The 26,209-nt window shown below is 65.6% G+C and carries 22 protein-coding genes; 13 read left to right on the top strand and 9 right to left on the bottom strand.

Annotation, left to right across the window (positions count from 1 at the left end; translation table 11 throughout):
* Positions 1-14: 14 nt before the first annotated feature.
* The 5 genes from AB7E35_RS10355 to AB7E35_RS10335 all read right to left on the bottom strand — a co-directional run bounded on the left by AB7E35_RS10355 (position 15) and on the right by AB7E35_RS10335 (position 5,991).
* The gene (locus tag AB7E35_RS10355) at positions 15-902 is read right to left on the bottom strand and encodes an ABC transporter permease (protein ID WP_428163588.1); all 888 of its coding nucleotides are present in this window, start codon (positions 900-902) and stop codon (positions 15-17) included.
* A gap of 109 nt (positions 903-1,011) precedes the next feature.
* Complete coding sequence (locus AB7E35_RS10350; RefSeq protein WP_428167504.1) at positions 1,012-1,980, bottom strand: ABC transporter substrate-binding protein; 969 nt, start codon at positions 1,978-1,980, stop codon at positions 1,012-1,014.
* 109 nt (positions 1,981-2,089) lie between these two features.
* Positions 2,090-3,790, bottom strand: coding sequence for an electron transfer flavoprotein-ubiquinone oxidoreductase (locus tag AB7E35_RS10345; protein WP_428167503.1), 1,701 nt, complete (start codon positions 3,788-3,790; stop codon positions 2,090-2,092).
* Between the two features lie 147 nt (positions 3,791-3,937).
* Complete coding sequence (locus AB7E35_RS10340) at positions 3,938-5,314, bottom strand: sensor histidine kinase (protein ID WP_428167502.1); 1,377 nt, start codon at positions 5,312-5,314, stop codon at positions 3,938-3,940.
* Positions 5,311-5,991 carry a response regulator gene (locus AB7E35_RS10335; RefSeq protein ID WP_428163604.1) on the bottom strand — a complete coding sequence of 227 codons (681 nt, stop codon included), beginning with the start codon at positions 5,989-5,991 and terminating at the stop codon, positions 5,311-5,313. Before AB7E35_RS10335 ends, AB7E35_RS10340 begins: the two co-directional genes overlap by 4 nt.
* 141 nt (positions 5,992-6,132) lie before the next feature.
* Between AB7E35_RS10335 and AB7E35_RS10330 the strand changes: the two genes are divergently transcribed.
* Entirely contained in the window at positions 6,133-6,834 is a 702-nt protein-coding gene (locus tag AB7E35_RS10330; RefSeq protein WP_428167501.1) for a phosphatase PAP2 family protein, read from the top strand.
* Between the two features lie 46 nt (positions 6,835-6,880).
* Complete coding sequence (locus AB7E35_RS10325; RefSeq protein ID WP_428167500.1) at positions 6,881-8,662, top strand: phosphoethanolamine transferase; 1,782 nt, start codon at positions 6,881-6,883, stop codon at positions 8,660-8,662.
* 74 nt (positions 8,663-8,736) lie between these two features.
* On the opposite strand, the gene AB7E35_RS10320 is transcribed toward AB7E35_RS10325, so the two are convergent.
* Positions 8,737-9,315, bottom strand: a complete 579-nt coding sequence (locus AB7E35_RS10320) for a peroxidase-related enzyme (protein WP_428167499.1) — start codon at positions 9,313-9,315, stop codon at positions 8,737-8,739.
* A gap of 104 nt (positions 9,316-9,419) precedes the next feature.
* On the opposite strand from AB7E35_RS10320, the gene katG reads away from it, so the two are divergent.
* Complete coding sequence (gene katG, locus AB7E35_RS10315) at positions 9,420-11,561, top strand: catalase/peroxidase HPI (RefSeq protein ID WP_428163581.1); 2,142 nt, start codon at positions 9,420-9,422, stop codon at positions 11,559-11,561.
* Between the two features lie 115 nt (positions 11,562-11,676).
* On the opposite strand, the gene AB7E35_RS10310 is transcribed toward katG, so the two are convergent.
* On the bottom strand, positions 11,677-12,225 hold the full coding sequence (locus tag AB7E35_RS10310) for a LuxR C-terminal-related transcriptional regulator (protein ID WP_428163580.1): 549 nt from the start codon (positions 12,223-12,225) through the stop codon (positions 11,677-11,679).
* A gap of 86 nt (positions 12,226-12,311) precedes the next feature.
* Here AB7E35_RS10310 and AB7E35_RS10305 point away from each other — a divergent pair, with 86 nt between their 5' ends.
* The 9 genes from AB7E35_RS10305 (at position 12,312) to AB7E35_RS10265 (ending at position 23,469) form a co-directional block, all read left to right on the top strand.
* Positions 12,312-13,019, top strand: coding sequence for a CoA transferase subunit A (locus tag AB7E35_RS10305; protein WP_428163579.1), 708 nt, complete (start codon positions 12,312-12,314; stop codon positions 13,017-13,019).
* Between the two features lie 2 nt (positions 13,020-13,021).
* On the top strand, positions 13,022-13,660 hold the full coding sequence (locus AB7E35_RS10300) for a 3-oxoacid CoA-transferase subunit B (RefSeq protein WP_428163578.1): 639 nt from the start codon (positions 13,022-13,024) through the stop codon (positions 13,658-13,660).
* Between the two features lie 149 nt (positions 13,661-13,809).
* Entirely contained in the window at positions 13,810-15,141 is a 1,332-nt protein-coding gene (locus AB7E35_RS10295) for an HD-GYP domain-containing protein (protein WP_428163577.1), read from the top strand.
* A gap of 57 nt (positions 15,142-15,198) precedes the next feature.
* Complete coding sequence (gene imuA / locus AB7E35_RS10290) at positions 15,199-15,984, top strand: translesion DNA synthesis-associated protein ImuA (protein WP_428167498.1); 786 nt, start codon at positions 15,199-15,201, stop codon at positions 15,982-15,984.
* Positions 15,950-17,317 (top strand): DNA polymerase Y family protein, encoded by a 1,368-nt coding sequence (locus tag AB7E35_RS10285; protein WP_428167497.1) that lies wholly within the window; start codon positions 15,950-15,952, stop codon positions 17,315-17,317. Before imuA ends, AB7E35_RS10285 begins: the two co-directional genes overlap by 35 nt.
* Positions 17,314-20,511: an error-prone DNA polymerase gene (locus AB7E35_RS10280; RefSeq protein ID WP_428163574.1), complete on the top strand. Its 3,198-nt coding sequence runs from the start codon at positions 17,314-17,316 to the stop codon at positions 20,509-20,511. Before AB7E35_RS10285 ends, AB7E35_RS10280 begins: the two co-directional genes overlap by 4 nt.
* Before the next feature lie 305 nt (positions 20,512-20,816).
* On the top strand, positions 20,817-21,554 hold the full coding sequence (locus tag AB7E35_RS10275) for a LuxR C-terminal-related transcriptional regulator (protein WP_428163603.1): 738 nt from the start codon (positions 20,817-20,819) through the stop codon (positions 21,552-21,554).
* Between the two features lie 85 nt (positions 21,555-21,639).
* The gene (locus AB7E35_RS10270; protein WP_428167496.1) at positions 21,640-22,491 is read left to right on the top strand and encodes a sensor histidine kinase; all 852 of its coding nucleotides are present in this window, start codon (positions 21,640-21,642) and stop codon (positions 22,489-22,491) included.
* A gap of 48 nt (positions 22,492-22,539) precedes the next feature.
* Positions 22,540-23,469, top strand: coding sequence for a pseudouridine synthase (locus tag AB7E35_RS10265; RefSeq protein ID WP_428163572.1), 930 nt, complete (start codon positions 22,540-22,542; stop codon positions 23,467-23,469).
* A gap of 140 nt (positions 23,470-23,609) precedes the next feature.
* On the opposite strand, the gene AB7E35_RS10260 is transcribed toward AB7E35_RS10265, so the two are convergent.
* Together AB7E35_RS10260 and AB7E35_RS10255 are read right to left on the bottom strand one after the other, a co-directional pair.
* Positions 23,610-24,887: a hypothetical protein gene (locus AB7E35_RS10260; RefSeq protein ID WP_428163571.1), complete on the bottom strand. Its 1,278-nt coding sequence runs from the start codon at positions 24,885-24,887 to the stop codon at positions 23,610-23,612.
* Between the two features lie 218 nt (positions 24,888-25,105).
* On the bottom strand, positions 25,106-25,675 hold the full coding sequence (locus AB7E35_RS10255) for a helix-turn-helix transcriptional regulator (protein ID WP_428163570.1): 570 nt from the start codon (positions 25,673-25,675) through the stop codon (positions 25,106-25,108).
* A 48-nt stretch (positions 25,676-25,723) separates the two neighbouring features.
* On the opposite strand from AB7E35_RS10255, the gene AB7E35_RS10250 reads away from it, so the two are divergent.
* Positions 25,724-26,209, top strand: a 486-nt coding sequence (locus AB7E35_RS10250; protein ID WP_428167495.1) for a hypothetical protein, incomplete at its 3' end; no start/stop codon positions are given.

Genomic DNA, 26,209 nt, shown 5'->3' with positions numbered 1-26,209 from the left:
CCTACTACAGCCGTTCAGCGGCCGCGCGCAGCCAGCTTGCGCTTGATTTGCGGAATGACCAGCGCAATGGTCACCAGCACGGCAGTCACCAGGTTCAGGTCTTGCGCCTTCAGGCCGATGAAGTCGCTGTTGAGCGCCAGCGCAATGAAAAAGCGATAGACGATGGCACCGATCACCACCGCCAGCGTGGCCAGCACCAGCCGGCGCGAGGGCAGGATGCTCTCGCCCACGATCACCGCGGCCAGCCCAATGACGATGGTGCCGATGCCCATGGAGATGTCGGAGCCGCCCTGCGTCTGCGCAAACAGCGCGCCCGCCAGCGCCACCAGCGCGTTGGACACCGCCATGCCCAGCAGCAGCATGGCGCCGGTGTTGATGCCCTGCGCGCGGGCCATGCGCGCGTTGGAGCCGGTGGCGCGAATCGCCAGGCCGCGCTCGGTGGCGAAGAACCAGTCCATGAACAGCTTGGCCGCGATCACGATCACCAGCAGGATCATGGGGCGCGACCAGTAGTCATCCAGCCCCGGCGGCTGCAGCAAGGTGAACAGCGTGTCTTCGTTGATCAGCGGCACATTGGGGCCGCCCATGATGCGCAGGTTGATGGAGTACAGCGCGATCATCATCAGGATGGACGCCAGCAGGTCCATGATCTTCAGGCGCACATTCAGCCAGCCGGTGATGAGGCCCGCAACCGCCCCCGCAGCGGTGGCAGCCACCGTGGCCACGTAGGGGTTGTGGCCCGTGGAGATCAGGATGGCGCAGACGGCACCGCCCAGCGGGAAGCTGCCGTCCACCGTCAGGTCGGGAAAGCGCAGCAGCCGAAACGAGATGAAGACGCCCAGGGCGACCAGGCTGAAGATCAGGCCGATCTCGACGGCGCCCAGCAGGGAAAAGAGTGACATGGACAGTGGCGGTTGAAACTAAAAACAGGAGCCACGGTGTGCCATGGCTCCTGCGTGAACAGGCCGACTGCCTGGGCTGCAAAGCGTGGCCCAGGTGAGGCGCCGGGACTTATTGAACCACTTGCGCAGCAGACTTGAGCAGCGCGTCTGACAGCTTCACGCCTTGCTTTTCGGCAGCGCCGGGGTTTACGAACAGCTCCACCTTGGTGCTGACCTCGGGCTTGATGTCGCCGGGCTTTTCGCCCTTGAGCAGGCGCACCACGATGCGCCCCGTCTGTTCGCCCAGGTCGCGGTAGTTGATGCCCAGAGCGGCGATGGCGCCACGCTTGACGCTGTCGGTGTCGGATGCCACCAGCGGCAGCTTGGCCTCCTGGCCCACCTTCACCAGCGACTCGTAGGCCGACACCACGTTGTTGTCGGTGTTGGTGTAGATCACGTCCACCTTGCCCACCAGGCTGCGCGCGGCGCTGCCCACGTCCACCGAGCGGGGGGCCGCGGCTTCCACCAGCGTCATGCCCATCTTGGGCAGCAGTTCCTTGAGCTGCTTGACCACCACCACCGAATTGGCTTCGCCGGGGTTATAGACCATGCCCACGCGCTTGGCGCCCGGCACCACCTGCTTGATCAGGTCGATCTGCTTGTCCAGTGCCAGCACGTCTGACACGCCGGTCACGTTGGTCTTGGAGGGCTCCCAGTTCTTGACCAGCTTGGCGGCCACGGGGTCTGTCACGGCCGAGAACACCACGGGCACGGCTTTGGTGGCGGCCACCACGGCCTGGGCGGACGGGGTGGCGATGGCGACGATGGCATCGGGCTTGTCACCCACGAACTTGCGTGCGATCTGCGCGGCAGTGCCGGTGTTGCCCTGGGCGCTCTGGTACTGCCACTTGAGGTTCTTGCCCTCTTCGTAGCCGGCGGCCTGCAGCTGCGCCTTCACGCCGTCGCGAATCGAGTCCAGCGCCGGGTGCTCCACGATGGCGGTGACGGCCACCGACTTTTGCTGGGCATGCGCCAGCGGGGACAAGGCGGCAAGCGCCAGTGCAATTGCGCCCAGAGGCGCCAGGGAAAAGGTCTTCATGGGTGTCTATCTCCTTTTGCAGTTATAAGTGTCAAATTGGCCTCTAGCCCTTATTCACAAAGCGCTGAAAGCTATTGATTACATAGCAAATCAACGCCCCCACGGCAGCTTACATGCCCGAGTAGTTGGGGCCGCCGCCGCCTTCGGGCGTGACCCAGACGATGTTCTGCGTGGGGTCCTTGATGTCGCAGGTCTTGCAGTGCACGCAGTTTTGCGCGTTGATCTGCAGGCGCTGGGCGTTGCCGCCCTTGGTCTCGTCGGGCACAAATTCGTACACACCGGCAGGGCAGTAGCGCGCCTCGGGGCCGGCGTACTTGGCCAGGTTGATGTTGACCGGCACGCTGGCGTCCTTGAGCGTCAGGTGCGCGGGCTGGTTTTCTTCGTGGTTGGTGTTGCTGATGAACACGCTGGACAGGCGGTCGAAGGTCAGCTTGCCATCGGGCTTGGGATAGACGATGGGCTGGCACTCAGCTGCGGGCTTGAGGTATGCGTGGTCAGGCTTGTCGCGGTGGATGGTCCAAGGGATGTGGCCGCGCAGCACAAATTGTTCAAAGCCGTTCATCAGCGTGCCCACCGTCAGGCCGTGCTTGAACCAGTTCTTGAAGTTGCGGTCCTTGTTCAGCTCGGTGTGCAGCCAGCTCTTGTCGAAGGCTTCGGTGTAGGCGGCCAGTTCGTCGTGCTGGCGGCCGGCGGTGATGGCGTCATAGGCGGCCTCGGCGGCCAGCATGCCGGTCTTGATGGCAGCGTGGCTGCCCTTGATGCGGCTCACGTTCAAAAAGCCTGCATTGCAGCCCACCAGCGCACCGCCAGGGAAGACGAACTTGGGCAGCGCGTTGATGCCGCTGGCGTTGATGGCGCGCGCGCCGTAAGACAGGCGTTTGCCGGTGACTTCGCCCTTGTCGTTTTCAAGGTAGTAACGGACGTTGGGGTGGGTCTTCCAGCGCTGGAATTCCTCAAACGGGCTCAGATAGGGGTTGGTGTAGCCCAGGCCGGTCACAAAGCCCAGCGCGACCTTGTTGCCCTCCAGGTGGTAGAGGAAGGCGCCGCCGTAGGTGTCGTTTTCCATGGGCCAGCCGGCGGTGTGCATGACAAAGCCGGGCTGGTGGCGGGCGGGGTCAATCTCCCACAGCTCTTTGATACCGATGCCAAAACTTTGCGGGTCGCGCCCGGCGTCCAGCCGGTACTTGGCAATCAGCTGCTTGCCCAGGTGGCCGCGCGCGCCTTCGGCAAACACGGTGTACTTGCCCAGCAGCTCCATACCCAGCTGAAAGTTGTCGGTGGGCTCGCCGTCCTTGCCAATACCCATGTTGCCGGTGGCCACGCCCTTGACGGAGCCATCGTCGTTGTAGAGCACCTCGGCGGCGGTGAAACCCGGGAAGATTTCCACGCCCAGCGCTTCGGCCTGCTCACCCAGCCATTTGGTGACCGCGCCCAGGCTGATGATGTAGTTGCCGTGGTTGTGTGCAAACGGCGGCAGAAACATATTGGGCACGCGGTAGCCCGATTTTTCCGACAGGAAGATGTAGGCATCGTCGGTGACCGGCTGGTTCAGCGGCGCGCCCTTGGCCTTCCAGTCGGGGATCAGTTCGGTCAGCGCCCGTGGATCCATGATGGCGCCCGACAGAATGTGCGCGCCGGGCTCGGAGCCTTTTTCCAGCACCACGACAGATACGTCCTGCCCCTTTTCGGCCGCCAGCTGCTTGAGGCGTATGGCCGTGGCAAGCCCGCCGGGGCCGCCACCGACGATCACCACGTCATATTCCATGGCCTCTCGGGGACCGTAGGTGCTAAGGATTTCGTCGTTCGTCATGGATGTCTCTTTGGATGCAATAGTGGAAAAACAGGTGGAAGCCGGCCTGTTTCGGGACAGGGGTCTCGCGGTCGGGCGATTGTAGTCATCGGTTTACAGAAAAAAGGCGAGCCATTGGGCTGCGGGCCTTCGGCGCGGGTATGGGCTTCAGGGCCGGGCCATCAGCGCCAGCCGCGCCTCGAATCCGCCGGACTGCCCCGGCAGCGGCGACGTGAGCTGCAGGCGCGTGCCGTGCTTGGCCGCGATAGTGGCCACGATGGACAGGCCCAGCCCGTAGCCTGCTTGATCTGCACTTTGGCGCACATGGCGCTGCTGCAGGGTTTGGAGACGGTCGCCGCTGACGCCGGGGCCGTGGTCGCGCACGGCCACTTCGCAGCCCGGGCCCACGATCAGCTCTACGGGGCTGTCGCTGGCGTAGTTCAGCGCGTTTTCCACCAGGTTGCGCAGGGCGATGGCCAGCGCATCAAAGTCGCCCAGCGCCACGGGGGCGGGGCCTTCATGGGCCAGCACCAGGTCCAGCCGCTCCGAGGCGCGCTCGTCCTGCCAAAACTCCTGCGCCACGGTGTTGGCCAGCAGCGCCAGATCCACTGGCTCGCGGGTGTAGGGGGCGCTGGACTCGGCGCGCGACAGCTGCAGCAGCTTTTCGGTGCGCCGGCTCAGGGTTTGCAGCGCGTCGATGGCCGCCTGCACGTCGACGCGGCTCAGACCGTGCTCCAGCGCGGTTTGCAGCCGCAGGCGTGCGGCGGTGAGCGGCGTGCGCAGCTCATGCGCTGCATTGGCGGCCAGCGCGCGCTCCACGTCCAGCGCGCCAGACAGGCGCTCCAGCAGGCGGTTGACATGGTCTTCCAGTCTGCGCAGCTCGCGCGGCAGCCCGGGCAGGGCGATGGCGTTGAGCTGCTGCCCGTCGCGCAGGCTGATTTCGTGCATCAGCCGGTCCAGCACCCGCAGTTCGCGCCGCGCAATGCGCCGCAGCAGCAGCGCCAGCAGTGGCAGTATGGCCGCCATGACGCTGCCCAGGCCGAACAGCGTGCGGTTGACGGCCTCGCGCCGCTCGTGCAGCGGGTCCGCCACTTGCAGGAACAGCGCCCGCGTGGGGTGGCGCAGCGTATAGACGCGCCAGGCGTGGGTGTTTTCGAAGCCCGGCGCCAGCGGCACGTCGAACTGCTCGGCCCGGGCCTTGGCCGATCGTGCCAGCACGCGCGTGTCAGGCGCAACGATCTGGTAGAGCACGTCGGCATCGGCAAACGAGCCGGGCGAGGGCAGGATCAGCGGGCCTTGAATATCGCCTGGTGCCTGGCCCTGCGGCGCGGCAGAGTCCACGTGGTTCAGCGCGATGTCGAACATGCGGTGCGACACCTCTGCCAGCTCGTCGTCGAAATTGTGGTTGATCTCCCGATCTGTAAACCACACCACGCCCAGCAGGCACACCAGCCACACGCCGCCCACCCACAGGATCAGGCTGCGCGTCAGTCGTCCTGCCAGGGTCTGCGCCTGCAGGCGCTCGCACAGGCGTGGCGCCGTCATGCGGCGGTGCTTTCTGCGGGGCGATTGACCAGCCGATAGCCCTGGCCGCGCAGGGTTTCGATGTGCTCGCGCCCCAGTTTGCGCCGCAGCCGGCTGATGAAGACTTCCAGCGTGTTGCTGTCGGCCTCTTCATCAAAGCCATACAGGGCGTCCTGCAGACTTTCGCGCGTGTGGATGCGCTCGGGCCGCAGGGCCAGCACGCGCAGCAGCGCCCATTCTTTTTGCGTCAGCGTGACCGGCATGCCGCTGCGGCGCACTTGCTCGCGCGCCAGGTCGATCTGCAGGTCGCCCAGCGTCAGCACCGGCACGGCGGCAGCATTGCGCCGCCGCTCCACGGCGCGCAGGCGCGCCACCAGCTCGCCGGGGTCGTAGGGCTTGACCAGGTAGTCATCGGCCCCGGCATCCAGCCCCGCGATGCGTTCGCTGACCTGGTCGCGCGCTGTGAGCACGATGACGATGGGCCGGTCTTTGAGTGTGCGCACCTGCGGCAGCAGGCTCAGGCCGTCGCCGTCAGGCAGATGCAGGTCTAGCAGCACCGCGGCGTACTGCGCCGCGTGCAGCGCCGCGCCGGCCTGCGCCAGGCTGGGCACGGCATCCACCACGCAGGCCTTGGCCCGCAGGTAGCCGCATACGGCATCGGACAGGGCCTTGTCATCTTCCACCAGCAGCACGCGCATGCAAATTTCTCGGTTGTGGGTCGGGCCGAAAGTGTAGGACTTGGCGCGCCGCGCTGTGTTCATGGTGCATTCAGGTCATTGCCCTAGTCTGCGCATCCCTGTTCTTTGATGCCTGTGCGGCCATGTGCCGTCTTTTGGGTGATGTCTTTGTGGAATCTGCGCCGCTTGTGTGTTCTGACGCTGTTGTTGTTCTTGTCGATTGCCTTGCTGGATGCGGGCGGGCTCGATTTGCCGATGGCCCGCCTGTTTGGTGATGCCCGCGGTTTTGCCTGGCGAGGTCATCACGCCTTCACCGTGCTGACGCATGAGTGGCCGCGCTATGCCTGCGGCGCGGTGATCGCTGCACTGGTGCTGGGTATTTTTCGCCCCTGGGGTTTCCTGGCCCACCTGGCGCCTGCGCAGCGCTGGCAGCTGGTGCTGTCCATCGCCTGCGCCATGCTGGCGGTGGTGGCCTTCAAGCGGATCAATGCCACCAGTTGCCCCTGGGATCTGGCCGAGTTTGGCGGCGTGGCGCCCTACGTGTCGCACTGGCTGTGGGGCGTGCGCGACCTGGGGCCGGGGCACTGCTTTCCGGCAGGCCACGCGTCGGCGGGCTTTGGCTTTGTCGCAGGCTGGTTTGTGCTGCGCCGCGCCGCGCCCGATGTGGCAGGGGCCTGGCTGGCACTATCGCTGGCGGCGGGGTTGGCGCTGGGCTGGGCGCAGCAAATGCGGGGCGCGCATTTCATGAGCCACACCTTGTGGACGGCATGGACTTGCTGGGCCGTGGGGCTGGGCTGGGACGCGGCGGTGCATTGGCATGCGCGCCGCAAGCTGGTGCCAGATACAAAGCTGAACGAAACCTGAGCCGCGTCTTCAGCTTGCTTTCAGGGACGGGCGTGACGATGACGGCATGTTCTTGCGCGCCTCTTCCGCTTCTCACGCCCCGGCCACCGTGCCGATCTCTTCTCAACCTTCTACAGCCGTCGATGGCATTGCCGCGCGTTTGCGCGAGGCGCTGCGCCTGCTGGACGGCTGGCTGTCCGCACCGCTGTCAGCCCAGCAGATCGTGGTGCGCCTGTCGCTGTACCTGCTGCTGGCGGCCAACTGGCCGCTGTGGCTGCAGCTGGCGCGCATTGGCGGGGCACCCAGCCAGTACCTGCGCCCGGCAGCCGGGCTGGCGGTGTTGATCGTCTGCGGCATGGTGGCCATTTTTGCCTTCATGGCCTGGACTGCGCGCGGCATGAAGCTGCTGTGGTGGCTGGTGGTGCTGGTGGCCGCGCTGGCGCAGTACTACATGCTGACCTACAGCGTGGTCATGGACTCGGGCATGGCCGCCAACGTGCTGCAGACCGACGCGGGCGAAGTAGCCGACCTGCTGAGCCTGCGCCTGCTGGTCAGCGTGCTGGCCGTGGTGGCGCTGCCCGGCTTGTGGCTGCTGCGCGTGCGCGTCACGGCCGCGACGCCGCTGCGCCAGGTGGGGCGCAATCTGGTGATGCTGGTGGTGGCGCTGGGCGTGGCCGCCGGCACGGTGGCAGCCCTGTCGCGTGACCTGGCGCCGCTGATGCGCAACCACCCGCACCTGCGCTACATGATGAATCCGCTGGCCAGTTTGTATTCGACCACGGCTGTGGTGTTGCGCCCGGTGTTCGCGCGCAGCCGCACGCTGGTGCCCATGACGCAAGGTGCGGCGCTGGGCGCCAGCTACACGGCCGGTGCCCGGCCGCTGCTGTTCGTGCTGGTGGTGGGCGAGACCGCCCGGGCCGAGAACTTCGGCATCAACGGCTACGGCCGCGACACCACGCCCGAGCTGGCCCGGCGCGGCGCGTTCAGCTGGCGCGAGGTGCGATCCTGCGGCACCAGCACGCTGGCGTCGCTGCCGTGCATGTTCTCGCCATTGGGCAAAAGCGCCTTCGAGTCGCGCGACAACGACTACGAAAACCTGCTGGACGTGGCCCAGGCTGCCGGCATGGGTGTGCTGTGGCTGGACAATCAGTCCGGCTGCAAGGGCGTGTGCGACCGCGTGCCGCGCGCCAAGGCCGTCGATGGTCTGGACGATGCCGCGCGCCAAAGCCTGTGCGACGGCGGCGAATGCCGCGACGAGGCCATGCTGCACAACCTGGATGCGCGCCTGGCCGCCTTGCCAGCCGCCCGGCGCGAACGCGGCGTGCTGCTGGTGCTGCACCAGATGGGCAGCCACGGCCCGGCGTACTACAAGCGATCGGCAGGCAGCGCCAAGCGTTTCATGCCCGAGTGCCGCACCGAGGTGCTGGCCGACTGCCCCCATGGCGAGTTGGTGAACGCCTACGACAACTCCATCGCCGCAACCGACGCCTTTCTGGGCAAGACCATCGACTGGCTGCGGGGCCAGAGCGCCCGTTACGACACGGGTCTGCTGTACCTGAGCGACCACGGCGAATCACTGGGCGAATACGGCCTGTTCCTGCATGGCATGCCCTACGGCATGGCACCCGACGTGCAAAAGCATGTGCCCATGGTGGCGTGGATGCATGACAGCATGCTGCGCCGCGAGAAGCTGTCGGCCGACTGCCTGCGCGCCAGTGCCGACACACCGCTGACGCATGACCATCTCTACCACTCCATGCTGGGCCTGCTGGACGTGCAATCGCCTTCATACCAGCGCGGGCTGGATACTTTTGACGGCTGCCGCGGCTCGGTCACGGCTTCTAGATAAAAAAGGCTTCCAGCGCTTATGCAGCAAGCGCTGGAAGCTATTTTATTGAGAGCGATTTGGAGGCGGCGCCAAGCTCAGGCTGGCTTTGCGCGGAGCACGCGGCCCATCAGATAGAACTCGGGGTTGGGCTGCATGCCGGCAAAGCTGGCCATGCGGTTGCTCAACCCGAAAAACGCGGTGATGGCGGCGATGTCCCAGATGTCCTCGTCATCAAAGCCGTGCGCGTGCAGGGCGGCAAAGTCGGCGTCTTCCACCTCGTGCGAACGCTGGCAGACCTTCATCGCAAAGTCGAGTATGGCGCGCTGGCGCGGGCTGATGCCGGCCTTGCGGTGGTTGACCGCCACCTGGTCGGCTACATAGGGCTTTTTTTCGTAGATGCGCAGGATGGCGCCGTGGGCCACCACGCAATACAGGCACTGGTTGGCGGCGCTGGTGGCGGTGACGATCATCTCGCGCTCACCCTTGGTCAGGCTGCCTTCTTCCTTGAGCATCAGCGCGTCGTGGTAGGCGAAGAACGCGCGCCACTCGGCCGGGCGGCGCGCAAACGCCAGGAACACGTTGGGGATGAAGCCGGCCTTTTCCTGCACCTCCAGGATGCGGGTGCGGATGTCGTCGGGCAGGGTGTTCAGGTCGGGGTAGGGGTAGCGGGGCATGGAGTCTCCAAAAAAAGCTATTACTGACTTTGCATTAATTGATTTTTTATTTAATGCGTGCCTGCCTATCATCGCTGTGTACTCACCACCTCAAGGAGTTCCACGTGACTACTGAATCCAAATGCCCCTTTCATGTTGCTGGCGCCAGCAGCAGCACCACCAATCAGGACTGGTGGCCCAACCAGTTGCGCGTGGACTTGCTGAATCAGCATTCCGAGCGATCCAACCCCCTGGGAGAGCAGTTCAGCTATGCCGAGGAATTCAAAAAGCTCGATTACGCCGCGCTGAAGGCCGACCTGAAGGCGCTGCTGACCGATTCACAGGACTGGTGGCCCGCCGACTGGGGCACCTACGCGGGCCTGTTCATTCGCATGGCGTGGCACAGCGCGGGCACCTACCGCCTGGTCGATGGCCGCGGCGGCGCCGGGCGCGGCCAGCAGCGGTTTGCCCCGCTCAACAGCTGGCCCGACAACGTGAGCCTGGACAAGGCGCGCCGTCTGCTGTGGCCGGTCAAGCAAAAGTACGGGCAGAAAATCTCCTGGGCCGACCTGATGATTCTGGCGGGCAACGTGGCGCTGGAAAACTCGGGCTTTCGCACCTTTGGCTTTGGCGCCGGCCGTGAAGACGTGTGGGAACCCGACCAGGACGTGAACTGGGGCGACGAGAAAACCTGGCTGGCCCACCGCAACCCCGAAGTGCTGGCCAAGAACCCCCTGGCCGCCACCGAAATGGGCCTGATCTACGTCAACCCCGAAGGCCCCAACGCCAGCGGCGACCCGCTGTCGGCCGCAGCCGGCATCCGCGCCACCTTTGGCAACATGGCCATGGATGATGAAGAAATCGTGGCCCTGATCGCCGGCGGTCACACGCTGGGCAAGACCCACGGCGCCGCTTCTGCCAGCCATGTGGGCGCAGCCCCCGAGGCAGCGTCCATCGAGCAGATGGGCCTGGGCTGGGCCAGCAGCCACGGCAGCGGCAGCGGCGCGGACGCCATCACGTCCGGCCTGGAGGTGGTCTGGACGCAGACGCCCACGCAGTGGAGCAACAACTACTTCGAGAACCTGTTCAAGTACGAATGGGTGCAGACGCGCAGCCCGGCCGGCGCCATCCAGTTCGAGGCCAAGGACGCGCCCGAGATCATTCCCGACCCGTTCGACCCGTCCAAAAAGCGCAAGCCCACCATGCTGGTGACTGACCTGACGCTGCGCTTTGACCCCGGGTTCGAGAAAATCTCGCGCCGCTTCCTGAACGACCCGCAGGCCTTCAACGAAGCCTTTGCGCGTGCCTGGTTCAAGCTGACCCACCGCGACATGGGCCCCAAGGCGCGTTACCTGGGCCCCGAAGTGCCGAAGGAAGACCTGGTCTGGCAAGACCCGCTGCCCCCAGCGCAACACACGCCCACGGCTGCCGACATTGCCGACCTGAAAGCGCAGATTGCCGCATCGGGCCTGTCGGTGAGCGAACTGGTGTCGGTGGCCTGGGCTTCGGCCTCCACCTTCCGCGGCGGCGACAAGCGCGGAGGCGCCAACGGCGCGCGCCTGGCGCTGGCGCCGCAAAAAGACTGGGCCGTCAACGCTGCTGCCGTGGCCGTGCTGCCCAAACTGCAAGCCATTCAGAAGGCATCCGGCAAGGCATCGCTGGCCGATGTGATCGTGCTGGCCGGCGTGGTGGGCGTCGAGCAGGCCGCCCAGGCTGCGGGCATCACCGTTGAAGTGCCCTTCGCGCCAGGCAGGGTGGATGCGCGCCAGGATCAGACTGATGTCGCGTCATTTGAGGTCATGGAGCCACTGGCTGATGGTTTCCGCAATTACCGCCGTGTTGCTGGCGGCGCCTCGACCGAGGAGCTGCTGATCGACAAGGCACAGCAACTGACGCTGACCGCGCCGGAACTGACCGCACTGGTGGGCGGCCTGCGCGTGCTGGGCGCCAACCATGATGGCAGCCGGCACGGCGTGTTCACCGACAAGGTGGGCGTGCTCAGCAACGACTTCTTCGTCAACCTGCTGGACATGGGCATCGTATGGAAGCCAGCGGATGCCGCCAACGAGTTGTTCGAAGGCCGCGACCGCAAGACGGGTGCGGTGCAATACACCGCCACCCGCAACGACCTGGTCTTTGGCTCCAACTCGGTGCTGCGCGCACTGGCAGAGGTCTATGCCAGCGCAGATGCCCACGCAAAGTTTGTGCGTGACTTTGTGGCGGCATGGACCAAGGTGATGAACCTCGATCGCTTCGATCTGGCGTAAGCCTGCACTACCCGCGCACCTGCGCCTGGGCACACCTAAAACGCCACCGGCCTGATCTCCGCAAAGGAGTCAGGCCGGTGGCGTTTTGCCTTGCTGAACCTGCAGCCTTGTGGTGTTAGCCGCCCGCCACCAGCTTTTGCACCAGGTCGGCAGCCGTGGAGGCGCCGTACTTGCGCATGAGCCGTGCGCGGTAGATTTCGACCGTGCGGTGGCTGATGTCGAGCGCGCGGCCGATCTCCTTGGAGGTCATGCCATCCAGCAGCCGTGCGGCCACTTCGCGCTCGCGGGCCGTCAACTCTGCCCTCACGGGGCGCTGGGCGGAAAGATCCTCGAAGCTCCAGATGCCCGAGGCATGCGGGTTCTGGCGATCCAGCGCACAGCCCGAGACATGGCACCAGAAGGTCTCGCCGTTGGCGCGCTTCATGATGCGGTTGTCGGCATAGTGGCCGCGCGCATTGAGAATGGGCGCCATGCGTGCACCCAGGCGTTCATATTCGTCGGCGCTGGGATAGAGCACCTGAAAAGACTGGCCTATCAACAACTCGCGTGAGGCACCGAACATCTCACACACATGGCGGTTGCAGTCCACCATGATGCGGTTGCGCGAAATCACCATGCCCACGGGTGCCATCTCAAAGGCCAGGCGGTAGTCCGCAACATTCATAGCAGTTGGTGTAAGTATTTAGGGAGAACTACCTAAAAAGGTACGTAGTATCGTAGCGCATCAATTTTGCAAACCAGGAGACAGCAGTGAACAAGCTTTTCCCCTCGGCGGCCGAGGCGCTCAAGGGCGTCGTGGCCGATGGTCAGTTGTTGGCCGTTGGTGGTTTCGGCCTGTGCGGCATACCGGAGGCCTTGATCGATGCGCTGCGCGATAGTGGCGTGAAGGATCTCACCGTGATTTCCAACAACGCTGGCGTTGACGGCTTCGGCTTGGGCAAGTTGCTGGAGACGCGCCAGATCAAGAAGATGATCAGCTCGTACGTGGGCGAGAACAAGGAGTTCGAGCGCCAGTACCTGGCGGGCGAGCTGGAGCTGGAGTTCACCCCCCAGGGCACGCTGGCCGAGAAGCTGCGCGCTGGCGGCGCGGGCATCCCGGCCTTTTTCACCAAGACCGGCGTTGGCACCGTCGTGGCCGAGGGCAAGGAGCTGCGCGAGTTTGACGGCGAGACCTACGTGATGGAGCGCTCGCTGGTGCCCGAAGTGTCTCTGGTCAAGGCGCACCGGGCCGACAAGTCGGGCAACCTGCAGTTCCGACTGACGGCGCGCAACTTCAATCCTGCAGCAGCCACCGCGGGCAAGATTTGCATCGTCGAGGTGGAGGAGGTGGTGGAGACCGGCGCCCTGGACCCCGACCAGATCCACCTGCCCGGCATCTACGTGCACCGCATCGTGCACAACCCGAACCCCGAAAAGCGCATCGAAAAGCGCACCATCACCGAAAAGCAAGGAGCCTGACCATGCCGTGGACCCAAGACCAGATGGCCGCCCGCGCGGCGCAAGAATTGCAAGATGGCTTCTACGTGAACCTGGGCATCGGCATTCCCACGCTGGTGGCCAACTTCACCGGCGACAAGGAAGTGTGGCTGCAGTCTGAAAACGGCATGCTGGGCATCGGCCCGTTCCCGACCGAGGACAAGGTGGACGCCGACCTCATCAACGCCGGCAAGCAGACGGTGACCACCATCGCGGGCTCGTCCATCTTTGGCTCGGATCAGTCGTTCGCCATGATCCGCGGCGGCAAGATCAACCTGTCCATCCTGGGCGCCATGCAGGTCAGCGAGAAGGGCGACCTGGCCAACTGGATGATTCCGGGCAAGATGGTCAAAGGCATGGGCGGTGCCATGGACCTGGTGGCCGGCGTCAAGCGCGTGATCGTGCTCATGGAGCATGTCGCACGCAAAAAAGACGGCACCACCGACCTGAAGATACTGCCCCAATGCACCTTGCCGCTGACCGGCGTGGGCGTGGTCAACCGCATCATCACCGACCTGGGCGTGATGGACGTCACCCCCCAAGGGCTGAAGTTGGTCGAACTGGCGCCAGGCGTGAGCTTTGACGAAATCCAGTCCAACACGGGTGTGACGCTCATTCGTTGATGTGCTGACGTGCGCAGGCCACCCCAGGCATACAGGGTGGTGCATGGAGATTTTGAAGCCGGGGCATGCCCCGGCTTTTTTGTCAGTTTGCAGCGGGCAAAGCACCGTATATTCGCTATTGACATTTGTTAACAGCTTGCCCGATCCGAATGAATTCCCCTGACCTTCATCTTGTAGCGGCCGACGTGGCAACCGGCGATAACCGCCATTATTTGCGTGTCATCACCGAGATGGCCGACCGCAGCAACGTGGTGACGCAGGAGGCCCTGTTCACCGACCGGGGCATCAAGTTGCTGGACAAGGGGGTGCGCCTGGACAGCAAGCTCTATGACCGCCTGGTCAAGCACAAGCTGCGCGGCAATATCGACGATCACCTGACCATGGACGACATGGTCAGCGTGCAGTCCATAGTGCAGCTGGCCGACGCGCAGTGCGAAAACGACACCCTGCCTTACCTGCTGGTGCATACGCTGGAAGACATGACCGCCGAGAGGCTGCTGGCCCCCGTGCGTTCAATACTGCTGCCGTCCGGACTGGCGTTCAAGCTTACGGTCATGCGCGAGCAGCATCCCGCCCTGTTTGCGCACAGCGTGCGCGTGATGCTGGTAGCTGTCTATCTGGGCATCAAAAGCGGCTGGAGCGACCGCGAATGCGTGCCTTTGGCCACAGCGGCATTGCTGCACGACATTGGTGTGCTGCACATGGACCCGGTCTGGCACGACCCGACCCACAAGGTGACTGGTGTAGGGCGCAAGCAGCTTGTTGCACATGCCGTCACGGCCATGCTGCTCATCCAGGCGCAGAACGTTTATCCCCGCTCGGTGGAGCGGGCAGTGCTGGAGCACCACGAATGCATGGATGGCAGCGGCTACCCACGCGGCCTGACGGGTGACCAGATCTCACCCATGGGGCAGATTCTGCTGATGGCCGAAGTGGCGGCGGCTTTCTTTGAAAAATACGCCAACGAGGCCGCAGCCCAGCGCCTGTCGCTGACGCTGCGGCTCAACCATCGCAGGTACCCCACGGGCCCGATCGCTCATTTGTTGCCCTTGCTGCAAATCCGTGCCGTTCAGACCGACGTGCAAGTGACGCAAGACGATGTGGAGCGCATCATTGCGCAGCTGTCCGCGGCCTTTGGCGACTGGGACAGTGCCAGCGCCAGCATCCCCCCGGCATCGCTGGAGCAAGACTCCGGGCGGGCTTGCGCCTACGTGGGCCAGCGGCTGGCTGCGTTGCAAAAATCGCTGGTCGAGGCGGGGTCACACCCCCTGCAGCAGACAGAGGCGCTGCGGCACCTGCAAGGCGACGCCCAAGGCCTGGCCGAGCTTGCCCTGCTGGGGCGCGAGGCACTGTGGCAGCTGCAAAACATCATGAACAGCACCCAAAGCCTCTGGCCGAAGCTGCAAGATAGCGCGGATGCCGGCGACATCGCCGTGCTGCGCTGGCGCGACGCCTGCTCGGCGCGGCAGATCTCGGACTGAACCCAGCGCACCCTCTGCAAACACTGTATATTAAAACAGTATTTGTGGAGGGTACGTATGGGTGCACCTTTTCCTTCATTCATCACCACGCTGCCCGGTGTCTGGCAGGGCGGGGCGTGGGCGCAAGCCCAGGCACAGGCGCCTGCGCTGGCCACGGGGCATGCGCTGCTGGATGCGCAGCTGCCCGGTGGCGGCTGGCCGCTGGGCAGCATGAGCGAGCTGCTGCTGGCACCCCACGCGCGCCACGAATGGACGCTGGTGCTGCCCGCCCTGTCTGCCCTGCTTGCCGCCAAGCCCGGCCGCGCCGTGCTGGTGGCGCCGCCGCTCGAGCCCTTCATGCCCGCGCTGCAGGCGGCAGGTGTGCCCGTGCAGCGGGTGTGCAGTGTTCGCCCCGCAGGCCCGGGCGCAAAGATGGCCGCAGATATGGCTGCAGCCTGGGCCTGCGAGCAGGCATTGGCTTGCCGCGACGTGTGCGCCGTGCTGGCCTGGCTGCCGCAGGTGGGCACGCCCTCGCTGCGCCGGCTGCAGCTGGCGGCTGCACGGCACCGCCAGCTGCTGTGGGTCGTGCGGCCCGAGCGTGCGCGCCAGCAGGCATCGCCCGCGCCTTTGCGCCTGTGGCTGCAGGCCCAGGGTGACATGCTGCTGGTGCACATCTTCAAGCGCCGCGGCCTGCCCCTGGCGCACCCGGTGGCCGTGCCTGCGCGCGGGCCGCTGCTGGCCGCCACGCTGCAGGCCCAGGCGCAGCGGCGCCAGCAAGCACAGGCAGCGGCCTGGGGCATGAGCGCCCGCACACCACAAGAGGTAAGCGATGCACTGGCTTGCCTGGCGCTTGCCGCCCATTGATCCGGCGCCCGGCGTGCCGCCTGCCGCCCAGGGCTGGTGGGCGCTGCGCTTCACGCCGCGCGTGGCGCTGCTGGACGAGGCGCTGCTGCTGGAGGTGGGCAGCACCGAGCGCCTATGGGGCGGGCGCGCCGCGCTGCAGGACTTGCTGCGCAGCCAGGCGCCGGGCATGCCGCAGGGCGACGGCGTTCAGGATCACCCCCAGACCCAGAACCTCGCCTGGGCCACCGGCCCCACGGCCCTGCAGGCCCTGGCTCTGCTGCGATTACAGCAATCAAGCCAACCCTATCCGCAGCGGCTACCGCACGACTTGCCCATTGCCACCTTGACGGCCTTGCGCCCGCATGCTGCTGCGCTGCAGCACCTGGGCTGCCGCACCTGGGGGGCGCTGCGCGCTTTGCCGCGCGCCGGTGTGGCGCGGCGCTTTGGTGCCGACACGCTGGCGGCACTGGACCGCGCCTGGGGCGATGCGCCGCACACCCTGGACTGGATCACGTTGCCCGAGCAGTTTGCGCTGGAGTTGGAACTGCCTGCGCTGGTCGAAGCCGCCCCCGCGCTGCTGTGGGCCGCACAGCGCCTGCTGGATGCCCTGCAGGGCTGGCTGCGCGCGCGCCACCAGGGCGTGCTGGCGCTGGAGCTTGCCTGGCGCCACGACCTGCGCCGCATCGACGGCGTGGACTTGTCCCCCTGGCAAAGCCTGCAGCTGCGCACGGCCGAGCCCTTGCAGGGCACGACCCACCTGCGCCGCCTGCTGGCCGAACACCTGGCGCAGCAGCGCCTGGCCGCGCCGGTGAACCGCCTGGCCCTGCGCAGCCTGCAGACGGCGCCACTGCCCCAGGCCAGTGACAGCCTGCTGCCACCCGGGCAGGGCAAGTGCTCGGACAGCGCGCAGGGCGAGTCCTGGCACCAGTTGGTCGAACGCCTCACGGCCCGGCTGGGCGCTGCCAGCGTGCAGGTGCCACAGCTGCACGCTGACCATCGCCCAGAGCGCATGCAGCGCTGGCACCCCGCGATAGCGCCACCGCCGCAAACGCAATCACAGTGCAGCCCCGCCGCACCAGCGCCCCTGATGCCGCCCTGGCTGGTGCGTCCGCCGCAGCCGCTGGCCCTGCAAGGCAGCCGGCCTTGCCTGCACGGCCGTCCCCTGAGCTTGCTGGCCGGCCCGCAGCGCGTGGAGGCCGGCTGGTGGGAGACGGCAGTGCAGGGCGATGACAGCGACGCGCACGGCCTGGCGCTGCGCGACTACTTTGTGGCGCACAACGGCGTGGCGGGCCATGTCTGGGTGTTCCGCGACCGCGCCACCGGCGGCTGGTTTCTGCAGGGGGTGTACGGATGACCCTGCCCGCCTACGCAGAGCTGCACGCTTTAAGCAACTTCAGCTTCCAGCGCGGCGCCTCGCACCCGCAAGAGCTGGTGCAGCGCGCGCATCAGCTGGGTTACAGCGCCCTGGCGCTGACCGACGAATGCTCCGTCGCCGGCGTGGTGCGTGCCCACGGCGCCGCGCAGGCGGTGGGCCTGCCGCTCATTGTGGGCAGCGAGTTTTGCTGGGACGACCTGCGCATCGTGGCCCTGGCGCGCGACGTGCAGGGCTGGGGCGATCTGTGCGAGTTCATCACCGCCGCCCGCCAGCGCGCGGACAAGGGCAGCTACCGCGTGGATGCACAATCGCCCTGGGCGCGGCTGCAAGGCTGCGAGGTGCTGCTCGCACCGCGGCGCGAGGCCTTTCCTGATGCTTCTGATTTGATAGCTGTTAGCGCTTGTATTAAAAGGGCTAGAGGCCAATTTGGCTCTAACTGCTGGCTGGCGGTCGAGCTGCACACTGCGCCCGACGACGGCCTGTGGCTGCGCACGCTGACGCAGATTGGCGCGCAACTGGGCCTGCCGCTGGTGGCCGCGGGCGACGTGCACATGCACTCGCGCGCGGCCAAGCCGTTGCAGGATGTGATCACCGCCGTGCGCCTGGGCCGCAGCGTGGCCGACTGCGGCTTTGCGCTGCAGCCCCACGCCGAAAAGCGCCTGCGCCCGCGCAGCCGGCTGGCCGGCCTGTACCCGCCCGCACTGCTGTCTGCCACACTGGACGTGGCGGCGCGCTGCAGCTTCAGCCTGGACGAGATCAAGTACCGCTATCCACTCGAGACCGTGCTGCCCGGCATGACGGCGCAGCAAACGCTGGCCTGGCTTACCTGGCAGGGCGCGCAGGCCCGCTACCCGCAAGGTGTGCCCGCGGCCGTGGCCGCGCAGATCGACAAAGAGCTGGCGCTGATCCACGAATGCGGCTACGAGATGTACTTTTTGACGGTGCACGACATCGTGCGCTATGCGCGCAGCCAGGGCATTTTGTGCCAGGGGCGCGGTTCGGCGGCCAATTCGGCGGTGTGCTTTGTGCTGGGCATTACGGCGGTCGATCCGGCGCATTCACAGCTGCTGTTCGAGCGCTTCATCAGCCGCGAGCGCAGCGAACCGCCCGACATCGACGTGGACTTCGAGCACGACCGGCGCGAGATCGTCATCCAGTACATCTACGGCAAATACGGGCGTGACCGCGCTGCGATTGCCGCCGTGGTCACCACCTACCGCACGCGCAGCGCCCTGCGCGACGTGGGCAAGGCGCTGGGCGTGGCCGCGCCGCTGGTCGATGCCTTCGCCAAGGACCACCACTGGTTCGACGACGTGCTGGCGCACGATCACCTGCAGGCGCTGGCGGCCAGCCTGGGCCAGCCTCTGGATGCCCACACCGCCGCGCTGTGGCTGGAGCTGGCACGCCAGCTGCGCGGCTTTCCGCGCCACCTGAGTCAGCACGTGGGCGGCTTTGTGCTCACGCAGGGCAAGCTCACGCGGCTGGTGCCCGTGGAGCCCGCCGCCATGGGCGGGCGCTCCATCATCCAGTGGGACAAGGACGATCTGGATGACATGGGCCTGCTCAAGGTGGATGTACTGGCGCTGGGCATGCTCAGCGCGCTGCGCCGCTGCCTGGATACCCGCGCTGCACTGCGCGGCGAGCACTGGGGCCTGGCCGACATTCCCCATGAAGACCCGGTCACCTACGACATGATCTGCCGCGCCGACACCGTGGGCGTGTTCCAGATCGAGAGCCGCGCGCAGATGAGCATGCTGCCGCGCCTGCAGCCGCGCACCTTTTATGACCTGGTGGTGCAGGTGGCCATCGTGCGGCCCGGGCCCATCCAGGGTGGCATGGTGCACCCTTACCTGCACGCGCGCGAGCGCCGCCGCCAGCTGGCGCGCGCCGGTCACCGGGGGCCGTTTCCGCTTGAATACCCACAACTGTCCAAGGCGCTGCAGCGCACGCTGGGCGTGCCCATCTTTCAGGAGCAGGTGATGCAGATCGCCATGGACGGCGCAGGGTTCAGCGCGGGCCAGGCCGACGAGCTGCGCCGCTCCATGGCCGCCTGGAAGCGCAAGGGCGGCGTGCACCGCTTCGAGCAGCCCTTCAAGGACGGCCTGCTGGCGCACGGTTATCCGCCGGAATTTGCCGACCGGCTGTTCCAGCAGATCCTGGGCTTTGGCGAATATGGCTTTCCCGAAAGCCATGCCTACAGCTTTGCGCTGCTGGCCTACGCCAGCAGCTGGTTCAAGCGACACGAGCCCGCATGCTTTCTGGCGGCGCTGCTCAACTCCCAGCCGATGGGCTTTTATGCGCCCTCGCAACTGGTGCAGGACGCGCGCCGCCACGGCGTGCGCGTGCTGCCCATCGACGTGACAGTCAGCGATGTGGACTGCACCCTGGAGGCTCCGCTGGAGTCCCTGCGCGGCGTGCGGCTGGCGCAACCCGCCGTACGCCTGGGCCTGCGGCTGGTGGCCGGCCTGGGGCTGGCTGCTGCCCGGCGGCTGGTGCAGGCGCGCATGCAGGGCGCTTTTGCCAATGCCCAAGACCTGGCGCTGCGCGCCCGGCTGGGCCGGCAAGACATGCAGGCCCTGGCCGGCGCAGACGCGCTGCGTGCGCTGTCAGGTCACCGCCGCCAGCAAATGTGGGACGCGGCCGCGCAGCTGGCATCCGGCGCGCATGCCCTGCCGCTGCTGCAAAACGTACCGCTGCACGAGGCGGGAGTTGATCTGCCCGCAGCGCCAGAGGGCGAAGAAATCCTGTTTGACTACGCCGCCACCGGCCTGACGCTGCGCCGCCACCCGCTGGCCCTGCTGCGCGAGCGGCTGCAGCCGTTTCACATCTCTACTGCGCTGCAACTGCGCGCCGTGCCGCACGGGCGGCGCGTGCGCGCCTGTGGCATCGTCACCGTGCGCCAGCGCCCGGGTTCGGCCAAGGGCACGATGTTCGTCACGCTGGAAGACGAGACCGGCCCGGTCAACGTCATCGTCTGGCCCGCGCTGCTGGAGCGTTGGCGCAGTGCGCTGCTGCGCTCGCGTCTGCTGGCCGTTGAGGGCGTGTGGCAGTGCGCTGGCAAGCCCGGCTCCAGCACGGCCGTGCGCCATCTGGTCGGGCAGCGCTTCAAGGACCTCACGCCGCTGCTGGGGCGCCTGGCCCAAGCCCTGGAGGGCAGCCGGGATTTTCACTGACCCCCTTAGCCCGCGGCGCCTGGCACCAGACACCGAATGTCGTCCCTTGATGTTTCTGATTGTGAATTAAGTAACTCGAAAAAAAATGGGCAGTCAATCAGGGTGTTTGGGTGTAACTTGCAACGCTTATGTGGCGACGATTTACACGCACCATGCACCGTTGACAGGCAAGCGGTGGGCTCTCACAAACACGCCACTGCTTGGAGATTCGTATGCTGCGTTTGTTTACCCAAGGTACCCGTTCCGGCCCCGCCACCGACACCCTGCCTGCCGCCAACCACCCCACGGGTTCCGGGCAATTTGCAATGCACCAAAGTCCGCCGTCCATGTGGCCGGATTTTCTGGTGGGCCAGCTGGACAAGCCTGTGCGCGTGCTGCTCATCGATGACGACTCGCACATGCGGCTGGTGATTGCCCAAGAGCTGATGAACGACAAGCGCACCATGCTGGTGGGGCAGGCTAGCAGCGTGCGCGAAGGCCGCAAGGCCATCAAAAATCACGATTTCGACGTAATGCTGGTGGATCTCAACCTCGGCGACGGAGATGGCTTTGCGCTCATCGAATACATGAAGTCCATCAGGCCCCAGGCGCAGGCCATCATCATCTCCGTCATGGAAAACGACGACCAGGTGTTGCACGCGTTCGAGCTGGGTGCATCGGGTTACCTGCTCAAGAACTCCTGGTTTGGCAACTATCCCCAGGCGGTGCTGGAGGTGGCCAATGGCGGTGCATCCATCACCCCCAGCCTGGCGCGGCGATTGCTGCAGCGCTTTGACACGCACGCCGCCCCAGCCGCTCGCGCCGACGCCGCCCCATCGGTGCACGAACACGAGCACGCAGAGTCCGATCCAGACCGCCTGTCGCAACGCGAAAAAGAGGTACTGCGCCTGGTGGCCAGCGGCTACACCAGCGTCGAGATCGCCTCCCGCCTGTCCATCAGCAGCCTGACGGTGAACACGCATATCAAGAACATCTACCGCAAGCTCCAGGTGCACACGCGCGCCCAGGCCGTGCGACTGGCGTCGCTGCGCGGCCTGTTCTGAGTGGCGCTGCGCTTGTGCATCCAGCCGCACACAGCACGGGCTTGCCCTGTCAACACCCATAGACCCTTAGAACCCTGCTAACCCCATGTTTCGCACACATCCCCCGGCATATGCCTTGGCCTGTGTGGCGCTTTGGCTGATGCAAATGGCGGTGGGCTTGCTGCTGGTCTTCTACGCCGAGCATTTCAGCCCTGCGGCCTTGCAACATTGGCAGACCTTCAGCCTTGTCACGACTGTCGTGCTGGGGGTGCTGCTGCTGGTGCAGTTGCCCCGGGCGCTGCAGTGGCGGCCCCGGCGCAGCGTTCGCCCCAGCCCCGAGCTGATCGCCGAGCGCCAGCGCATCGCGCGCGACCTGCACGATCAAGTCGGCTCGCAACTGGTCAGCGCCATGGTGCTGGTGGATGTGCGCAATCCGGCCATGCAACCGCTAGCCCAGGCGCTGGAGCATTGCCTGCTCGACCTGCGGCTGCTGGTGGACTCTATGGACGGCGATGACGACAGCCTGACCGACCGCCTCGCCCGCCTGCGCCACCGCATCCAGCCCGCGTTAGACCATCGCGGCATCGCACTGAACTGGGACGTGATGCCCGCCGACGAAACAGGCATGCCCAAGGGCGCTGCCGCGCGTGAACTGACCGCCATCGTGCAGGAGGCGGTCAGCAATGCTTTGCAGCATTCGGGCGCCACGGCCCTGTCCATCAGGCTGCAGCAAGTCCAGACCGGCCAGGGCGCCGCATGGAGGCTGCAAGTGACCGACAACGGCACTGGCGTGCACACGCCCGATGTGCCGGCGGGGGCGCCGCCTTCCGGCCACCGCGCGGGGCATGGCCTTGCGGGCATGCGCCAGCGGGCCGCCAGGGCAGGGGGTGTGCTGGAGTTGATCCGGCCGCAAGGGCAGGGCCTGTGCGTGCAGGTGACGTTGCCAGCATCACGCTGAGCGCAAGTTGCGCTGGGCGGCATGCGATGTCCCTAAAATCGCGGCCCCATGCACAACAGGCACGATCCCCGCGTTCTGCCCATGCGCGACGGCGTCAACCCCAGCTGTGTGGTGCTGCCGTCGGCGGGGCAGGGCTTGCTGATTGACTTTCTGGCGCAGCGTCTGCCTGCGGTGTCCCGCGCTGACTGGCTGCGTCGGCTGGAGGCGGGCGAAGTGGTTGACGAGCTGGGCACGCCCGCCACTTCGCGCAGCCCCTTCACGCCCGGGCTGCGCTACTACTACTACCGCGAACTGCCCCCCGAGGTGCCCATCCCGTTCCAGGAAGCCGTGCTCTACCAGGACGAGCACATCCTCGTGGCCGACAAGCCGCACTTTTTGCCCGTGGTGCCCGCCGGGCGCTACTTGCAGCAGACGCTTCTGGTGCGCCTCAAGCGCCGACTGGGCCTGCCCGAGCTATCGCCCGTGCACCGCATCGACCGCGACACCGCAGGCCTGGTGCTGTTTTCAGTGCAGCGCGCCACCCGTGGCGCCTACCAGGCCCTGTTTCGCGACCGCGCGGTGCGCAAGGTTTATGAAGCCGTGGCCCCCTGGCATGTGGACATGCGCTTTCCGCTCACCCATGCCAGCCGCCTGGAAGAAAGCGGGCATTTCTTTCGTATGCACGAAGTGCCGGGCCCACCCAATGCCATCAGCACGATCGACCTGCTGGAGCAGGCGGGTGGCTGGGCGCGTTACCGGCTGGAGCCCATCACCGGCAAACGCCACCAACTGCGCGTGCACATGGCCGCGCTGGGCCTGCCGCTGCGTGGCGATGCGTTTTATCCCGAAGTGAACGACCCACCTGAGGGCGATTACTCCAACCCGCTGCAACTACTAGCGCGGTTACTGGAGTTCAACGATCCGGTGACGGGCCAATTGCGCCGATTTGAAAGCCGGCTGGCGCTGGGGCCGCTGTGCCAGCAAGGGCCCCGCGAGTGATCGCGCATGTTCAGCCTGGCACGCTCGCGCCCGAAGTCCAGCAGCGGTCATGCGCGTCGTCTGCTCCGAAGGCAGGGGTGCATCAGAAAACATACTGCAAAGCGCTGACAGCGCTTCAGGCACCATGCAGGTCGTGACTATTAGTCCCGAACAGTGGTGCATATCTCGGGCGTATTCAGGTCAATGGCGTGCATTGTTTTCCAGACTTTGGTGTTGAATATTCTCGGGATGCTCACTCTGGTTTCGATGTTAAATCGGGGTTTGGGACCCCAATCGTTGTTTGTTGCCACATTTTCCAGGTCTTTGATCTCGGCCACGCCCACAATATTTTTGCTCATCACCATCCCTCCCCCCTCCGAAGTGGTATGGGGTAAGAACTCTATCTTTTGTATCCAGTGGCCATAAGCCCAGCCATCCGGATGGCGCACATGCGGAACGGACATGCCAAGCCGTATCATATAAATCAATTCAGTGCTGATGACGTTGGCCCGGCCGTGAACGCGCACATAAGTTGTACAAAGATATTTGCTCCAACTGCCAAGCTCATAATCATCCGGATTTTTGTTGAGCGGAGAAACAATGGAAGCATAAGTGCGCGCCCGATAAATTCCAAAATAATCACGCTCCATGCTGCGCTCAAAGCTTTTGTCCCAAAACTTCCACGTTGGATTGACGACGTGAAAGACCGAACCTCCCCCTTCTGGAGTGGTTTTGGCCAGCAAGTTCGCTTTTTTGAGCAGCGGCGAATTGACGTAGCGGGCAATGAAATCCTCCATGCTGCGACTAGTGCCGGAGCGATATTGACTCAGCAACCCGTCGAAGGTGTGGCCGCGCTGCGCCATCAGCTGCAGAAAGCGCGGCCAATCCCACTGCTGGCGTTGCAGCGCCTGCAGCCAGGCGCCCTGTCGCCAGCCGGTCTGGTAGAAAAATTGCACCAATTCCTCTTCCACTGACTCCTGTGCGTCGAAGTACGGGTTTTCGCCCACCTGTTCGTAAAACGCCACGTAATCCTTGACGCTGGCAAATTCCGACTGCCGGTAGTCGTCATACAGCGCGCCCACGTCGGTTTCATAGGCGCCGATTTCAGCGGCGATGTCCGATCCGTCGTTGCGCCGCTCGGCGATGCCCTGCCACAGCTGCTTGTAGAAATCGCGCAACTGGGTCAGCCGAGATGCGTCCTGAGGAATCTCGGCCGCCTCCAGCGGCAGTCCCACCAAGACACCTGTCAAACCCGGGGCGGTCTCGTCCGCCCGCAAATCGCCATTGGCGGTAACGCCATGCACCAGGTAGTGGCTCTCCTGCGTGCTGCCGTCTTGCGTGGTTTTGGAGAAGGTGACTACTTCGCCGGGGTGGAAGTCTGTTGCCTGCTCGTCATCACTGCCGCCACCGCCACCGCAGGCGGTCAGGGTCAGGACCATCGACAGGGCAAGGGGTGTCAGTGCCCCGCAAGGGGTTGTGCGCGCATACATGCAAAGCTCTCATAGGGTAGGGGATCCGCAGACTTTAGTTGGATGCAACGTAAAACATCTCCACTGACCGCCACTGCACCGCAGATGGCGGCGGCACACATGCGCTCTTTCAGCCATGCGCGCGGCGAAGGCCACTTTTGCCAACCCGCAGAGCAACGCAGGCGGATTTATGCCTGCATCCCTTGCGCATGGAACCGTCGGACATCGCTGGGCGCTGCCGAAAAGCGTTGCTTGAACGCGCGGTAAAACCACGAGAGGTTGTTGAAGCCCGCGCCGTATGCGATGTCGCTGACTTTGCAGCCCGCATACCTAGGGCTGGCCAGCTGCTCGAACGCGCGTTGCAGGCGTTGCTCCAGCAGGTAGTCGCTGAAGGAGGTGCACTCTTGTTCGAACAAGGCGCGCACATAGCGGACGGAAATACCGTGGCGCGCCGCGACCCATTCCAGCGACAGGTCGCCGCGCCAGGCATGGACACGCAGATCGGCCTGGATCGCCTTGAGCCTTGCCTGGCGCAGACCACGCGCATTGGCGCGGTGCTGTGCCTGCGGCGTGGCACCCAAGGCCAGCGCTGCGAGGTCGAGCAATTGATCGCTGAGACGCAGGCGCTCGGCGTCATTGCTATCGCTGGAGACACTGGGCCGGGTCAGCTCCAGCGCTTGGCGGGCCAGCAGCCGCAGGGGCAGGGTGTTGACCAAGCCCTCGCGCAGGGCGCGGTCCACGTCTGCCACCTGCGGCATCAGGCGTTCGCGCGGAAAGGCGACGAGCAGTCATTTGGATGGGTGGCCATGAAAGTCAATGCCGCCCGCACGCTCGTTCAGGGCCAGGCAGCCCGCGCCACTGGCGCTTGCCATTTCACCCCGCAGCCCCAGCCCGCGCTGACGCACCACCCAGCGCCCATCCCCGCCCGTTTGTTTTGGGCCGCCGGGGTTCAAGAACAACAACGCATCGTCATTGCCATCTGCCAGCTGGCGGGCGCTGCGATGGACGCCCAACGGCGAGCACTCGACGGCGGCCACGGAAACGCCAGGCAGCAGGCGAACTCGCATGGCCATGCGCAGCATGCCGTCATCGGCAATATCGGGGGCCATGTTGGCCAGGGCGGCGCAAGTTTCGCGCGCCGCGTCCGATCGCTCGAGCCGGGGGTAATGGCGGGTGTCGAACTCAATCAAGGCCATGTGATTACCGCCGCCCAGGAACGCCAGGCAGGGTCTGCCAGAGAGAGGGGCAGTTGGCACCCAGTCCTGCCGGAGCAATACCGCAAACGGGCAGGG

The sequence above is a fragment of the Diaphorobacter sp. genome (genome assembly GCF_050251835.1).
Taxonomy (GTDB): Bacteria; Pseudomonadota; Gammaproteobacteria; order Burkholderiales; family Burkholderiaceae_C; genus JBFXIE01.
The sequence above is the reverse complement of the archived record's forward strand: the minus strand, read 5'-3'. Positions and strand labels throughout refer to the sequence as shown.

Bases quoted from the DNA above. Each gene is read 5' to 3' on its own strand.
- AB7E35_RS10355 (WP_428163588.1), bottom strand. From the start codon at position 902: ATGTCACTCTTTTCCCTGCTGGGCGCCGTCGAGATCGGCCTGATCTTC.
- AB7E35_RS10350 (WP_428167504.1), bottom strand. From the start codon at position 1,980: ATGAAGACCTTTTCCCTGGCGCCTCTGGGCGCAATTGCACTGGCGCTT.
- AB7E35_RS10345 (WP_428167503.1), bottom strand. From the start codon at position 3,790: ATGACGAACGACGAAATCCTTAGCACCTACGGTCCCCGAGAGGCCATG.
- AB7E35_RS10340 (WP_428167502.1), bottom strand. From the start codon at position 5,314: ATGACGGCGCCACGCCTGTGCGAGCGCCTGCAGGCGCAGACCCTGGCA.
- AB7E35_RS10335 (WP_428163604.1), bottom strand. From the start codon at position 5,991: ATGCGCGTGCTGCTGGTGGAAGATGACAAGGCCCTGTCCGATGCCGTA.
- AB7E35_RS10330 (WP_428167501.1), top strand. From the start codon at position 6,133: ATGTCTTTGTGGAATCTGCGCCGCTTGTGTGTTCTGACGCTGTTGTTG.
- AB7E35_RS10325 (WP_428167500.1), top strand. From the start codon at position 6,881: ATGTTCTTGCGCGCCTCTTCCGCTTCTCACGCCCCGGCCACCGTGCCG.
- AB7E35_RS10320 (WP_428167499.1), bottom strand. From the start codon at position 9,315: ATGCCCCGCTACCCCTACCCCGACCTGAACACCCTGCCCGACGACATC.
- AB7E35_RS10310 (WP_428163580.1), bottom strand. From the start codon at position 12,225: ATGAATGTTGCGGACTACCGCCTGGCCTTTGAGATGGCACCCGTGGGC.
- AB7E35_RS10300 (WP_428163578.1), top strand. From the start codon at position 13,022: ATGCCGTGGACCCAAGACCAGATGGCCGCCCGCGCGGCGCAAGAATTG.
- AB7E35_RS10295 (WP_428163577.1), top strand. From the start codon at position 13,810: ATGAATTCCCCTGACCTTCATCTTGTAGCGGCCGACGTGGCAACCGGC.
- imuA (WP_428167498.1), top strand. From the start codon at position 15,199: ATGGGTGCACCTTTTCCTTCATTCATCACCACGCTGCCCGGTGTCTGG.
- AB7E35_RS10285 (WP_428167497.1), top strand. From the start codon at position 15,950: ATGCACTGGCTTGCCTGGCGCTTGCCGCCCATTGATCCGGCGCCCGGC.
- AB7E35_RS10280 (WP_428163574.1), top strand. From the start codon at position 17,314: ATGACCCTGCCCGCCTACGCAGAGCTGCACGCTTTAAGCAACTTCAGC.
- AB7E35_RS10275 (WP_428163603.1), top strand. From the start codon at position 20,817: ATGCACCAAAGTCCGCCGTCCATGTGGCCGGATTTTCTGGTGGGCCAG.
- AB7E35_RS10270 (WP_428167496.1), top strand. From the start codon at position 21,640: ATGTTTCGCACACATCCCCCGGCATATGCCTTGGCCTGTGTGGCGCTT.
- AB7E35_RS10265 (WP_428163572.1), top strand. From the start codon at position 22,540: ATGCACAACAGGCACGATCCCCGCGTTCTGCCCATGCGCGACGGCGTC.
- AB7E35_RS10260 (WP_428163571.1), bottom strand. From the start codon at position 24,887: ATGGTCCTGACCCTGACCGCCTGCGGTGGCGGTGGCGGCAGTGATGAC.
- AB7E35_RS10255 (WP_428163570.1), bottom strand. From the start codon at position 25,675: ATGCCGCAGGTGGCAGACGTGGACCGCGCCCTGCGCGAGGGCTTGGTC.